The sequence below is a fragment of the Amycolatopsis sp. NPDC023774 genome (assembly GCF_040639695.1).
GTDB lineage: Bacteria > Actinomycetota > Actinomycetes > Mycobacteriales > Pseudonocardiaceae > Amycolatopsis.
In genome coordinates this window covers 257,344-269,770 of record NZ_JBFAAJ010000002.1, presented here as the reverse complement: position 1 = coordinate 269,770, position 12,427 = coordinate 257,344, and the positions used below count along the sequence as shown (strand labels likewise).

13 protein-coding genes are annotated in these 12,427 nt (G+C 72.8%); 2 read left to right on the top strand and 11 right to left on the bottom strand.

The window, feature by feature from the left end:
• Window positions 1-3: 3 nt before the first annotated feature.
• Window positions 4-1,227 carry a carboxypeptidase-like regulatory domain-containing protein gene (locus tag AB0F91_RS07295; RefSeq protein ID WP_360595597.1) on the bottom strand — a complete coding sequence of 408 codons (1,224 nt, stop codon included), beginning with the start codon at window positions 1,225-1,227 and terminating at the stop codon, window positions 4-6.
• 146 nt (window positions 1,228-1,373) lie between these two features.
• Here AB0F91_RS07295 and AB0F91_RS07290 point away from each other — a divergent pair, with 146 nt between their 5' ends.
• Both AB0F91_RS07290 and proC read left to right on the top strand, forming a co-directional pair.
• Window positions 1,374-2,375 carry a proline racemase family protein gene (locus AB0F91_RS07290; RefSeq protein WP_360595595.1) on the top strand — a complete coding sequence of 334 codons (1,002 nt, stop codon included), beginning with the start codon at window positions 1,374-1,376 and terminating at the stop codon, window positions 2,373-2,375.
• A complete protein-coding gene (gene proC, locus AB0F91_RS07285) occupies window positions 2,372-3,181 on the top strand; it encodes a pyrroline-5-carboxylate reductase (RefSeq protein WP_360595593.1) in 810 nt (269 codons plus the stop codon). Before AB0F91_RS07290 ends, proC begins: the two co-directional genes overlap by 4 nt.
• Before the next feature lie 7 nt (window positions 3,182-3,188).
• On the opposite strand, the gene AB0F91_RS07280 is transcribed toward proC, so the two are convergent.
• The 10 genes from AB0F91_RS07280 to AB0F91_RS07235 all read right to left on the bottom strand — a co-directional run bounded on the left by AB0F91_RS07280 (window position 3,189) and on the right by AB0F91_RS07235 (window position 12,397).
• The gene (locus AB0F91_RS07280; RefSeq protein ID WP_360595592.1) at window positions 3,189-4,088 is read right to left on the bottom strand and encodes a MurR/RpiR family transcriptional regulator; all 900 of its coding nucleotides are present in this window, start codon (window positions 4,086-4,088) and stop codon (window positions 3,189-3,191) included.
• 95 nt (window positions 4,089-4,183) lie between these two features.
• A complete protein-coding gene (locus AB0F91_RS07275; protein ID WP_360595591.1) occupies window positions 4,184-4,402 on the bottom strand; it encodes a three-helix bundle dimerization domain-containing protein in 219 nt (72 codons plus the stop codon).
• 110 nt (window positions 4,403-4,512) lie between these two features.
• The gene (locus AB0F91_RS07270; RefSeq protein ID WP_360595590.1) at window positions 4,513-5,904 is read right to left on the bottom strand and encodes an aspartate ammonia-lyase; all 1,392 of its coding nucleotides are present in this window, start codon (window positions 5,902-5,904) and stop codon (window positions 4,513-4,515) included.
• Window positions 5,901-7,223 (bottom strand): dihydroorotase, encoded by a 1,323-nt coding sequence (locus AB0F91_RS07265; RefSeq protein WP_360595588.1) that lies wholly within the window; start codon window positions 7,221-7,223, stop codon window positions 5,901-5,903. Before AB0F91_RS07265 ends, AB0F91_RS07270 begins: the two co-directional genes overlap by 4 nt.
• Window positions 7,220-8,077 carry a dihydroorotate oxidase electron transfer subunit gene (locus AB0F91_RS07260; RefSeq protein ID WP_360595587.1) on the bottom strand — a complete coding sequence of 286 codons (858 nt, stop codon included), beginning with the start codon at window positions 8,075-8,077 and terminating at the stop codon, window positions 7,220-7,222. Before AB0F91_RS07260 ends, AB0F91_RS07265 begins: the two co-directional genes overlap by 4 nt.
• Window positions 8,074-9,369 carry a Zn-dependent hydrolase gene (locus AB0F91_RS07255; RefSeq protein WP_360595586.1) on the bottom strand — a complete coding sequence of 432 codons (1,296 nt, stop codon included), beginning with the start codon at window positions 9,367-9,369 and terminating at the stop codon, window positions 8,074-8,076. The genes AB0F91_RS07260 and AB0F91_RS07255 overlap by 4 nt, the downstream gene beginning before the upstream one ends.
• The gene (locus AB0F91_RS07250; RefSeq protein WP_360595585.1) at window positions 9,366-9,839 is read right to left on the bottom strand and encodes a hypothetical protein; all 474 of its coding nucleotides are present in this window, start codon (window positions 9,837-9,839) and stop codon (window positions 9,366-9,368) included. Before AB0F91_RS07250 ends, AB0F91_RS07255 begins: the two co-directional genes overlap by 4 nt.
• A complete protein-coding gene (locus tag AB0F91_RS07245; protein WP_360595584.1) occupies window positions 9,836-10,312 on the bottom strand; it encodes a hypothetical protein in 477 nt (158 codons plus the stop codon). Before AB0F91_RS07245 ends, AB0F91_RS07250 begins: the two co-directional genes overlap by 4 nt.
• Entirely contained in the window at window positions 10,309-11,106 is a 798-nt protein-coding gene (locus AB0F91_RS07240; protein ID WP_360595582.1) for an IclR family transcriptional regulator, read from the bottom strand. The genes AB0F91_RS07245 and AB0F91_RS07240 overlap by 4 nt, the downstream gene beginning before the upstream one ends.
• Window positions 11,107-11,131: 25 nt before the next feature.
• Window positions 11,132-12,397, bottom strand: coding sequence for an MFS transporter (locus AB0F91_RS07235; RefSeq protein WP_360595581.1), 1,266 nt, complete (start codon window positions 12,395-12,397; stop codon window positions 11,132-11,134).
• Between the last annotated feature and the right edge of the window lie 30 nt (window positions 12,398-12,427).

The window sequence follows — 12,427 nt, the reverse complement described above, 5'->3', positions numbered from 1 at the left end:
GCCTCATGCGGCGCGGGCGTATGCGGGCGCCAGGGTGAGGTCCACGGTCGTGGCGCCATTCGGCGGCACCGTCAGCGCCCGCGTCCGCGGCAGGAACCCCTCGGCGACGGCGGTCAGCGTCACGTCGCCGGGCGCCAGGCCGGTCAGGTGGAACCGGCCGCGAGGGTCGGTGTCCGACCGCGCCGTGACGGCGCCCTGCGGATCCGTCACGACGAGGACCGCCGGGGCGTTGACGCGCCCCGAGATCTCTCCGGTCGGCGCCGGCCGCACGGGCTCGGCGACGGTGGCACGGCTGCGTTCCCGCACGTGGATCAGGAAAGCGGCACTCGCGGACCACGCCAGCAGGGTGAGGCCCGGCACCAGCAGGTGGGCGCCGTGGAAGTAGTCGAGGTCCGACAGCGCGCGCACCGCGGCGCCCGGTGGCAGCGCGGCCGACACCCACCGCGCCGGCTCCGGCAGGAGGTGCACGCCGAGCACGCCGCCGCTCGTCGAGTTGCCGACGGTGAGCAGCAGCAACGTCGACATCGGGATGCCGATCGCGCCGAACCACGTGCCGAGCGCCTTGGTCGCCAGTGCCGTCGCGGCCGAGAGGAGGCCGAGCGTCAGCGCGAGCGGCACGAACGGTGCGGGCAGCGCGCCGAGCACCGGCCCGGCCAGCGTGGCCGCGACGATCCCGGACAGCGCCGCGAAACCCGCGAGCGCCGCCATGCGGTGGCGCAGCCGGACGCGCCGCGCGGTCGCGAGCAGGTTCTGTGCCAGCGCGAACGACGCCAGCGTGACGCCGAAGGCCACGTAGAAGCCCGACATCCCCTTGCTGTCGAACGGCGAGAGCGGCAGCACGTCGGTGACCACCAGCGGCTGCCCCCGATGCTGCGCGAACGCGGTCACCAGCTTCTCGGCCGCGGACACGGTCGTGGCGCCGCTCGCGCCGGCGACATCCAGCCGCAGGTGCCCGGCCTGGTCCGTCAGTGTCGCGACGGCGTCGCCGTGGCGCAGCAGCGCGTCGCCCGCGGCCTGGTCCGCGACGGGCACGACGGCCACGGCCTGCCCGGTCGCCCCGGCGAACTGCGCTTGCAGCCCGCTCCCGGCCACCGCGACGGGCACCTGGTGGGGCTGCGGGCTGCGCTGGAACCCGACGTAGAGGCCGATGAACACGAGCACCAGCAGCAGGGAGATCCCCAGTGGCTGCCACCACCAGCGATGCCGGGCGAGCACGGAAGTCTTCACGCTGGGTTCAACTATTCGTGTACGAATAGTATTCCGGTGCGTGGTAGCGGTGACCGTGCGCACCGCACTTTCCGTAGTGAAGACTACCATGTACTGTCCGTTGTCATGAACACTACAACGAGGTTGGACAGTCCACAGTGGACCCGGTGACCGTCACCGACTACCACACGGCGGGGGAGCCCTTCCGCATCGTCACCGGTGGAGCGCCGGAGATCCCCGGCACGACGGTGCTCGAACGGCGCGAGGCCGCGCGGTCGACGCCGAGCATCGACGCCGTGCGCGAGCTGCTCGTGCGCGAGCCGCGCGGGCATTCCGCGATGTACGGCTGCTTCCTCGTGCCGCCGCAGACCGACGGGTCGTTGTTCGGCGTGCTGTTCTGGCACCGTGAGGGCTACTCGACCGCCTGCGGCCACGGCACGATCGCGCTCGGCGCGTGGGCCGTGCACACCGGCCGCGTCGAAGCGGCGGCCGAGGGCGTGACCGAAGTGCCGATGGACGTCCCGTCCGGCCGCGTCACCGCCGCCGTGACGTGCGAGGGCGGCGAGGTACGGAAGGTGGCCTTCCGCAACGTCGACACGACCGTGCTCGGCCGCGGCGTCGAGGTCGGCACGAAAAGGGGCCCGGCCACGGTCGATCTCGCCTACAGCGGCGCGATCTACGCGTGCGTGCCGGCTTCCGCGTTCGGCCTCGAGGTGGTCCCCGAGTACCACACCGAGCTCGTGGCCGCCGGCCGTGAGGTCAAGGCCGCGCTCAGCGGCACCGCGTGGGCGCGACACTCCGGGGACAGCCGGCTCGGCGGCGTCTACGGCGTGATCCTCTACGACGACCTCGGCGACACCGCGACCGGACCGCACCAGCGGAATGTGACCGTGTTCGCCGACGGTCAGGTCGACCGTTCCCCTTGTGGCTCCGGCACTTCCGCGCGGCTGGCGCTGCTGGCGGCCGAGGGCAGGCTGCGCGAGGGCGACGTGCTCACCCACGGCTCGATCATCGGCACCACGTTCACCGGCCGGATCCTGTCGACCGGCGTCAACGGATCTGCCGGCAGCGTCGCCACGGAGATCGAAGGCACCGCACACCTGGCCGGCGAGAGCGTGTTCACGCTCGACCCGGCCGACCGACTGGGAACGGGGTTCACCCTGCGATGACGAAACTGGCCATCATCGGCGGCGGCAACATGGGCGAGGCGCTGCTCGCCGGACTTCTCGCCGGCACCGAACCGAGGTTCGCGGCGGCCGAGGTCGTCGTGGTCGAGCTCGCCGACGAGCGCGCGGCGTACCTGCGCGAGCGCTACGGCGTGGCCACCACGGCGGAAGCCGGGCCCGCGATCCGCACGGCGGAAACCGTGCTGCTCACGGTGAAGCCGTACCACGTCGACGACCTGTTCGCCGCGGTCGCGGACGACGTGAACGACAACCAGCTAATCGTCTCGGCCGTCGGTGGGGTGCGCATCTCGCGCCTCGAAGCGCTGCTGCCGGGCAAGCCGCCGGTCGTGCGCTGCATGCCCAACACGCCGGTCTCGGTCGGCCGCGGGGTGGTGGCGATCAGCGTGGGCACGTACGCGGGTGACGCTGACCTCGACTACGCGCAGTCGCTGTTCGATCCGGTCGGCAAGGTCGTGCGAGTCGAGGAGACCAGCATGGACGCCATCACGGCCTTATCCGGCAGCGGTCCGGCGTACTACTTCTTCCTCACCGAAGCGCTGATCGAAGCCGGGATCCTGCTCGGCCTGCCGCGCCCGCTGGCCGAGGAGCTCGTGAAGGCCAACGCCGCCGGCGCCGCCGAGATGCTCCAGGTCCCCGATGCCGACGCGGTGCGCATGCGCGCGGCCGTGACGAGCCCGGGCGGGGCGACGATCGCGGCGATCCGGCAGTTCGAGGAACGCGGGGTGCGCGCGGCGGTGATGGCGGCGATCGAGGCGGCCCGCGACCGGGCGGCCGAGATGGGCCGCTGAGCCCGGGTCATTCCCGGCCGGGCCACCGCGCCCGCATGTCGCGGGGCACGAGGGCGGTGCGCAAGGCGGTGAGCAGGTCGGTGTTGTCCGAAACCGCCGTCGGGTCCTTGCGCGCCAGCCCGGCCATCAGGCAGTCGACGACCAGCGTCGCACCGAGTCCCTCGTGCGTCAGGCCGCTCACGGAGTGCACGGCCGTGAGGACGACGTCGACCTGGTCGCCGAGCGTGGGCCGCAAGGAGTTGGTCACGAGCAGCATGCGCGCGCCGACCGCACGCGCGTGGTCGACGAGCGTCTTGACGTCGTGCAGGAGCCGGTCGGGCACGCACAGCACCACGACGTCGTTCTCCTTGAGGCGCAACAGGTCGTCGGCGAGCCGGAACCCCGTTGCCGATGTGCTCCAGGCCCGCCGGCCGAGCCGGTGCAGGCGGGTCACCAGGTACTGCATCGGCAGCTCGGACGGGCCGAGGCCGTACCCGAGCACCTCGGCGGCGGAGTCCAGCAGGTCGACGGATGCGGTGAACTCGGGGCCGGCCAGCAGCCGGCGCGTCTCCGTGAGCCGCTCGACCGACTCGGTGAGCACCTGGTCGAGCAGGGCGTCGGTGTCGTCGCCGGTCCGCTCGATGCGCTCGCGCAGCCGCGTCGCCGGGTTGGTGTCGCCGACGACGTAGCGGCCCACCACGCGCTTGAGCTCCGGCAGGCCGGAGTAGCCGAGGGCCTTCACGGCGCGGACGACCGTCGCGTCGCTGGTGCCGCTCAACGCGCCGAGGTCACCGGCCGTGGACAGCAGGATCGCCTGCTGGTGGCTGCGCAGGTATTCCGCCACGCGCTGCTCGGCCGGCGAAAGCCCGGCGAGCCGCTCCTTGACGCGAGCGCTGAGCGGGTCGGTCCGGTCGTCGTCGGCGGTCACGACCCAGCAGCCTACCGAGCAGCGGTTCCCGTCCGCCGCACCGGACGGTCAGTGCACAGTGGACGGTAGCGGGCGCGGAATTTTCAGTGCCGTGTTCACACTAGCTGCCGGCTGCCCAGCGCGGCCCGGACGGCGCGCTCGACCAGGATCGGCACGAACGCCTGGATACGCGCGTCGGTGAATCGGGCCCGTTCGCGCTCCACGAGGTCGTGCACGAATTCGGCGCCGACGGTGGCGAAGTCTCGGCTGAGGCGGTCTTCCAGCTGTCCGAAGTGGGTGTCCGGCGTCAAGGCTCCGAGGGTGTGCGTGCTCATGAACCCTCCTGCTGTCACCCGATGGAGGTTTCAGTGCAGTACACCGAGGTAAACGACGGGTGAACGACGGCCGTCGCCACGGTATCGGCCCCCGATGCCATCCCGGGGTGTCACCCCGCCGCGGTGGCCGGCAGGCCCAGCAGCGTGTCGAACTGCTCGGCGGTGAGCAGTCCGGCGGCGACCACGAGTTCGTGAATCGACCGGCCGGTGGCTGAAGCCTGCTTCGCCAGCGCACTCGCCGCCTCGTAGCCGATCACCGGGTTCAGGGCCGTGACGAGGCCGATCGACTCGCGGACCTGGCGGCGCAGGTGCTCGGTGTTGGCCGTGATGCCGGTGACGCAACGGCGCGCCAGCGTCTGCGCGCCGGTGCGCAGGTGGTGCAGCGACTTCAGCAGCGAGTGAGCGATGATCGGCTCGAAGGCGTTGAGCTGCAGCTGCCCGGCCTCGGCGGCGAGCGTGACGGTGGTGTCGTTGCCGATCACCTCGAACGCGATCTGGTTGACCACCTCGGGGATCACGGGGTTGACCTTGCCCGGCATGATGCTCGACCCGGCCTGCACCTTCGGCAGCCGCAGCTCGTTGAACCCGGCCTGCGGACCCGAGGACAGCAGGCGAAGATCGTTGCAAGTCTTGGAAAGTTTCACCGCCACGCGCTTGAGCACGCCGGACAGCTGCACGAACACCCCGACGTCGGCCGTCGCCTCCACGAGGTCGGTGGCGGTGACGAGCGGGATCCCGGTGAGCCGTGCGAGGTGCTCGCACGCCAGCCGCGCGTAGCCGGCGTGCGCATTGAGGCCCGTGCCGATCGCGGTGCCGCCGAGGTTGATCTCGGTCAGCAGCGTGAGCGCCTCGGCCAGCCGCTGCTCATCTTCGCCGAGCGTCACGGCGAACGCGGTGAACTCGCGGCCCAGCGTCATCGGCACGGCGTCCTGCAGCTGGGTGCGCCCGATCTTCACGACGTCGGCGAATTCGCCGCCCTTCGCGGACAGCGCGCCGCGCAGCTCGGCCATGGCGCCGAGCAGGTCGGTCGCGGCAGAGTGCACCGCGAGCTTCACGGCGGTGGGGTAGACGTCGTTGGTGGACTGGCCGAGGTTCACGTCGTCGATCGGGTGCAGCCGCGCGTAGTCCCCGCGCGGGTGCCCGAGGATCTCCAGCGCCCGGTTCGTCACGACCTCGTTCACGTTCATGTTCGACGACGTGCCCGCGCCGCCCTGGATCACGTCCACGGTGAACTGCTCGTGCAGCCGGCCGGCCTCGATCTCCTCGCACGCGGCGACGATCGCGGCGGTCTTTTCGCCGGACAGCAGGCCGACGTCGTGGTTGGCCAGCGCGGCGGCGTGCTTCACGCGGGCGAGCGCGACCACGAGCTCGGGGTGGGTCTGCAGCGGCAGGCCGCTGATCGGGAAGTTGGCCATGGCGCGACGGGTGTGCACGCCGTAGTACGCGTCGGCGGGTACGGCCAGCTCGCCGAGCAGGTCCGCTTCGGTGCGGGTGGTGGTCATCGGGCACTCCTGGTGAACAGCCCGCCGCGGTCGGCGGTCACGGCCCCGGCGACGACCGTCGCCACGGGCCGGTGGGTGAAGGACAGGCCCCCGAACGGGGTGTTGTGCGAACGGCCCGCGGTGTCGGCGGGGTCGACCGTCCAGCCGGCCCGGGGGTCGACGAGGGTGAACGTGGCCGGCTCACCGACAGCGATCGGGCGGCCGGCGGACGCGGCGATGCCCCCGATGCGCGCCGGGGCGTGAGCCATGCGGTCGGCCACCAGCGCCCAGTCGACGCCGCGGCTGGTGTGCAGCACCTCCGCCACCACGGCGAGCGCCGTCTCCAGCCCGGTCATCCCGAACGGCGCCCCGCACCAGTCGGCGGCCTTCGCCTCGGCGAGGTGCGGGGCGTGGTCGGTGGCGACGGCGTCGATCGTGCCGTCGACGAGCGCGGCCCGCAGCGCCCGGACGTCGCTGGGCGAGCGCAGGGGCGGGTTGACCTTGAACTTCGGGTCCGCACTCGCGGCCTCGGCGTCGGTGAGCAGCAGGTGGTGCGGCGTGACCTCGGCGCTCACGGCCCAGCCCTGCTCCTTGGCCCACCGCACGAGCGCGACCGAGCGCGCCGTCGACACGTGGCAGACGTGCAGCGGGGCCCCGGCGTCGGCGGCGAGCACGATGTCGCGCGCCACCACGGTTTCCTCGCCCGTCGCCGGCCACGGCGGGAGCCCGGTGCGCTCGGCTGCGCGGCCCGCGTTGATCTGGCCGGCGCCGGCGAGCGGGCCCGACTGGGCGTGCTGGGCGAGCACCGTGCCGGTCCGCTTGGTCAGCCCGAGTGCGTCGCGCACCAGCACGGGATCGTCGACGCAGCGGCCGTCGTCGGAGAACAGGCGCGCGCCGGCCGCGGCCATGGCTTCCAGCGGTGCCAGGCGTTGCCCGGCGAGGCCTTCGGTGATCGCGCCGACGGCGTGCACGCGGCATGACGCGGTGCGCTCGGCCAGGTCGAGCACGTGGCGGATGCGCTCGGGCGAATCGGTGACGGGGCTGCAGTTGGCCATGGCGAACACGTCGGAGTACCCACCGGCCGCCGCCGCGGCGGTACCGCTGGCGATGGTTTCGGCGTCCTCGCCACCCGGCTCGCGCAGGTGCGTGTGCAGGTCGACGAACGCGGGCAGCAGCACGAGACCGTCGGCCTCGAACCGGTTCGGCTCGTCAGCGCTGCCGCGCGGACGCAGCTCGGCGATGCGGCCGTCGCGCACCACCAGGTCGATCGGGGTTCCGCCGAACGGGGCCACGCCGGTGAGCGCCGCGTGGCCGAGCGGGGCCCGCGTGAGTGGGCTCATGCCGACTCCTCGAGTCGGAACACGGGGCCGTCCTTGCAGATCAACGGTGATTCCTCGGGCCCGCCGCGGGTTCCGGTGGCGCAGCCGTGGCAGTAGCCGAGACCGCACGCCATGTGCGCTTCCAGCGACACCTGCACCTCGGCGCCCCAGCGGTCGGCCAGCTCCCGGCACAGCCATGCCAGGCGGTCGGAGCCGCACGTGAGGATCCGCTGCGGCGGTGCACTGTCCAACGCAGAGGTCAGCTGCGCGCGCAGCCGCGTGATTTCGCTGGTGCCCTCGGCGTCGGTCACGGTGAGCACGCGCTCGGCACCGCACTCGTGGTAGAAGTCCGCGCCGATGACGGCTTGCGGCGTCCGTCCACTCGCGACGGCCACCAGCTCGGTACCGCTGCCCGCGAGGTCCTGCGCGACGGTGGTGAGCGAGCAGGTGCCGATGCCGCGCCCGACCAGCAGGACACGCGGAGTGTCCGCGGGCACGTGGAACCCGCGGCCGAGCGGGCCGACCACGAGCATCGTCTCGCCCGCGGCGAACGTGGTGAGCTTGCGCGTGCCGTCGCCGACCACGCCGTAGACGACTTCGATCGTGCCGGCCTCGGTGTCGCGGCGGTAGATCGCCATCGGCCGGGGCAGCACGGGGCCGCGTTCGCCGTGGCGCGCGGCGGTGAGCATCACGAACTGCCCGGCCGTCGCAGTGCGTGCGATGCTCGGCGCGTGCAGGCGCAGGTACTGGTAGCGGTCGGCTTCCGGCCGGTGCTCCAGCACTTCCGCGTGGTGCCACGTCGGGGCCGGGACGGGGCCGGTGTAGGGCAGGGGTATCACGTGGTCGCGGACGGCCCGGGTTCCGGTGGTGGTCATGACTGCTCCGATCCCGGGATTGGAAACGCGGTGTCGAGCCGGACGAGGCTGTGGGCGAGCGCTTCGGTGCCGACGACGAGGTCGGCGATGTCGGTCCACTCGTCGGGGCTGTGGCTCACGCCGTCGCGGCTGGGCACGAAGAGCATGCCGGTCGGCGTGACGTGGTTGACCATCTGCGCGTCGTGGCTGGCGCCGCTGGGCAGCACGCGGTGCGCGAAGCCGAGCTCGGCGCACGTGGCCGCGACGACGTCGGTGACCCGGCGGGGCAGCAGTACGGGGGAAGCGTCGGCGAGGGTGTGGGCGCTGAAACCGATTCCGCGGCGCGCGGCGAGGGCGTGGGCGCGCTCGACGATCTCCGCGGCGGTCTGGCGCTGGCGGTCGCTGTCGACGTCGCGCACGTCGACGTGCAACTGCGCCTGTCCCGCGATCGTCGTGATGGAGCCCGGCGCGGAGTCGAGCCGCCCGACGGTCGCGCGGGTCCCGTGGTGACGGCTGTCGGTGGCGATGGCCTCGATCAGCAGGACGATTTCTGCCGCGGCGGCGAGTGCGTCGGCGCGCCGGTGCATGGGCGTGCCGCCCGTGTGCGACGCGCGGCCGGTGAGGTCGAGGCGCAGCCGGGTGCTGCCGGAGATGAGGTCGACGACGCCGAGCGGCAGGCCCGTCGACTCGAGCACGCTGCCCTGTTCGATGTGCAGCTCCAGGAACGCGGCCCAGTCCTCGGGGCGCCAGCGCGCGCCCGCCGCGCCCGCGGGGTCGAGGCCGACCGAGCGCATCGCCTCGGCCAGGCTCACGCCGCGAGCATCGAACTTCGTCTCCAGGTCTTCAGCGCCGGTGAGCCCGGCGACGACCCGGCTGCCGGTGCACGCCTGGCCGAAGCGCGCGCCCTCCTCCGCGGCGAACACGACGAACCGCACGGGGTGAGCCAGGCGCACGTCGTGCTCGGTGTAGAGCCGCGCGGTCTCCATCGCCGCGACCACGCCGGCGATACCGTCGAACGCACCGGCGTTGGGCACGCTGTCGAGGTGCGAGCCGGTGCCCAGCGCGGGCGCGTTCGCCACGGTGCCGGGGAGCTCGGCGACCGTGTTGCCCGCGGCGTCGGTGCGCACGTCGAGGCCGAGGCCGCTGACGTGCTCGGCGAACAGCGCGTGCGCGCGGCGTTCGAGCGGGGTGTGCGCGAGCCGGGTCACGCCCGGACCGGAGTCCGGTTCGGACAGTGCGGCGAAGGTGTCGAGCCAGTGCGCGATCCGGTCCGCGTCGGCGCGCAGCCGTGTGTCCACAGTGGGCGCGGTCATCGCGGATCGCCCGGCAGCTCGGTCAGCAGCGCCGCCGTCGGCGTGCCCGTGACTTCGGCGAGCGCGGGCGTGGCGAGAACCGCCGCCACCGCGACGACTTCGGCGCGCGCGGTCGCCGCGAGGTTCAGCAGCGTCCGCAGCCGCGCGGGTTCCCACGCGGTGGCGACCAGCGCGATCCGCGTCCCGGCCGCGACCGGGGGGTGGAAGCCGACGACGCCTTCGAGCTCGGACGCGCGGGTCACCGTGGCGCCCAGTTGCCGGGCGACGACGTGGGCGAGCACGGCGTCGTCGGCGCCGTGCCACACCGCGACCTGGTCGAGTGTCTGTGTGGTGAGCAGCTCCGCCAGCGCGGCGCCGACCACTTCGGTCGCGGCGGGATCGGTGGGCGTGTCGAGCGACGGGCCGTAGGTGTCGGGGCTGATGCCGAGCTTGCGCACCGCGGCACCGGCGTCCTGGACGGGAGTGGTCATGACGGGTTCTCCGAAGGGGTTCGAGTGCCCGCGAGGGCAGGGGTGCCGTCGGGCGCGAGCACGCTGAGTACGACGACGGGCTCGGCGCCCGCCGCGCGGACGCGGTCGGCCAGCGCGGCGGCGGTGGCCTCGGCCGGGGAGGCGGCCGGGTCATCGGCGATCGGCGTGACGACGGCGACGCGGTCGCCCCGGTGCACCTCGCCGGCGTCCACCGCGAACGGCAGGCCGGTGTGCAACGCGAGCGCCGTGGTGACCGCGACGGCGTCGGCGGTGCCGGTGGTGACCAGGCGATCGGTCGCCGTGGGCAGTTCCTCGGCGAGCAACGCCGCCGCGCGGCGAAGGATCGACGGCCGCGTGGTGAACGCGGCGCCGATCGCCGCGAGATCCGCCCGAAGCTCGCCGCGCCGCCGCTCGGCATCGAGGAACACGGTGGTGGTGTCGGTGGCCGTGGCCAGGTCGCCCTCGAGGCTCATCGGGCGCTCCTCGCCGGTCCGCCGATCGTCGTGGTGGGCTCGACACCGGCGAAACCGAGCTCGGCGGACAGTTCGCGCGCGGCGGTGAGGACGGCGTCCGTCGCCACCGTGCGTGCGGTGCCTTCGCGCATTCGGTTGGCGGCCGCAGCCAGCGTGACGCTCGCGGCCACCGCGCCGGTGGAGGTGAAGATCGGGGCGGCCACGGCCCACACGCCGCGGTCGAGCTCGTCGTCGCAGATGTCGTAGCCGCGGGCCCGCACCAGGGTGAGGTGCTCGACCAGTTCGTCCACCGTGGTCGGCGTGTCCGGGGTGAACGCGTCGAGCGGTTGGGTTTCGAGCACCCGCCGGGCCGCGGGCTCCGGCAGGTAGGCCAGCAGCGAACGGCTCGACGCGGCCGCGTGCAGCGGCATCTCCTGCCCGATGCGCACGAACAGCCGCAGCGGGTGACGGCCCTCCACCAGCGCGACGCACACCGCGCGGGCGCCGATGAGCTCGGTGAGGAACACCGTCTCGCCGCTCGCCTCGGCGGCGTCGACCACCGCCTGGTGCGGGTTGGCCAGCAGTGCCGTCCGGTGCGGCGCCGGCTCGCCGAGCTGGCGTGCGGCCGGGCCGAGGAAGTAGCGCTTGTTGGTGGGGGATCGGGTCACGAAGTTCTCCTCCATCAGCGTGGTGAGCACGCGGTGCGCGCTGCCCACGGGGATGTCGAGCTCCTCGTGCAGTTCTTGAAGCGTGGCGCCCTTGCCCTTCGTCGCGAGGGCCCGCAGCACGGACAAGGCGCGGATGACGACCTGCATGGTTCTCCTTGCTCGGGTACCGGGCTCAGGCGAGCTGCTCGGCGCGACGATCGGGGATGAAGATCATCGCGACCATGTCGAGCAGGTAGATCACGGACAGCACACCGATGGCGAAGCCGAACCCGTAGCCGGCCGCGACGATCGCGACCACGATCGGCGCGAACCCGCCGACCGCGCGGCCGAGGTTGAACAGCACGTTCTGCGCCGTGGACCGGATCGCCGTGGGGTAGAGCTCGGCCATCAGCGCGCCGTAGCCGCCGATCATGCCGTTGGCGAATGCGCCCATGACCGCGCCGCCCACCATCAGCGCCCACGGCGACGAGAGCTGGCTGTACCCGAGCACTGAGAGGGCGGCACCGGCCTGGAAGAGCCAGAAGGCCTTGCGGCGCCCCAGTTTGTCGGCGATCTCGCCGAACGCCAGGATCCCGACGCCCATGCCGACCACCGTGACGGCGGTCCAGACCCCGGATTTCGTGAGGCTGTAGCCGAACTGCGTCGACAGGTAGGTGGGCAGCCAGATCATGATGCCGAAGTACCCGAAGTTCTGCACCGACGTGAGCACGAGGACGCCGATCGTCGCGCGGGTGGTGGGCCCGTCGGCCACCAGCAGCTTGAGCGGCACCTTCGGCTTGCCCTGCCGGCGCTTGCGGTGGCGCGTGAACTGCTCGGGCTCGTGCAGCCGCGAGCGGAACACGATGGCGACGATCGCGGGGAACGCACCGAGCAGGAACAGCCCGCGCCACCCCCACGCATTGAGCACCGGGGCGGAGACCAGCGCCGCGAGCAGCACGCCGGCCTGCCAGCCGAGGCCGACCAGCGACGTCGCCCGTGCGCGCTTCTTCGCCGGCCACGCTTCGGCCGCGAGCGTCATGCCGATACCGAACTCGCCGCCGATGCCCACGCCGGCGAGGAACCGGAAGACCGCGATCTCCCAGTAGCTCGTGGAAATCGCGGTGAGCCCGGTGAACACGGCGAAGAAGATCACCGAGTAGGTCAGCACCCGCACCCGGCCGATGCGGTCGGACAGGATCCCGAAGGCGATCCCGCCGACCACGGCGCCGATGAGGGTGATCGTGGCGAGCGAGCCGGCTTCGGCGCCGCCCAGCCCGAGGTCACCGGAGATGGCGGAGAGGGCGAACCCGAGGATCAGCAGGTCGAAGCCGTCCATCGCGTAGCCGAGCGACGACGCGAACACGGCCTTGCGGGCGTAGCGCGTGGTCGCCTTGGCGGCGGGGGTGTCTTCGGACGTGGCGGGTGGTGCGGCGCTGCCGGCCAGCGTTTCGTCGGACATGGGTGGAGCACTCCTCACGGCGTGGGGGAC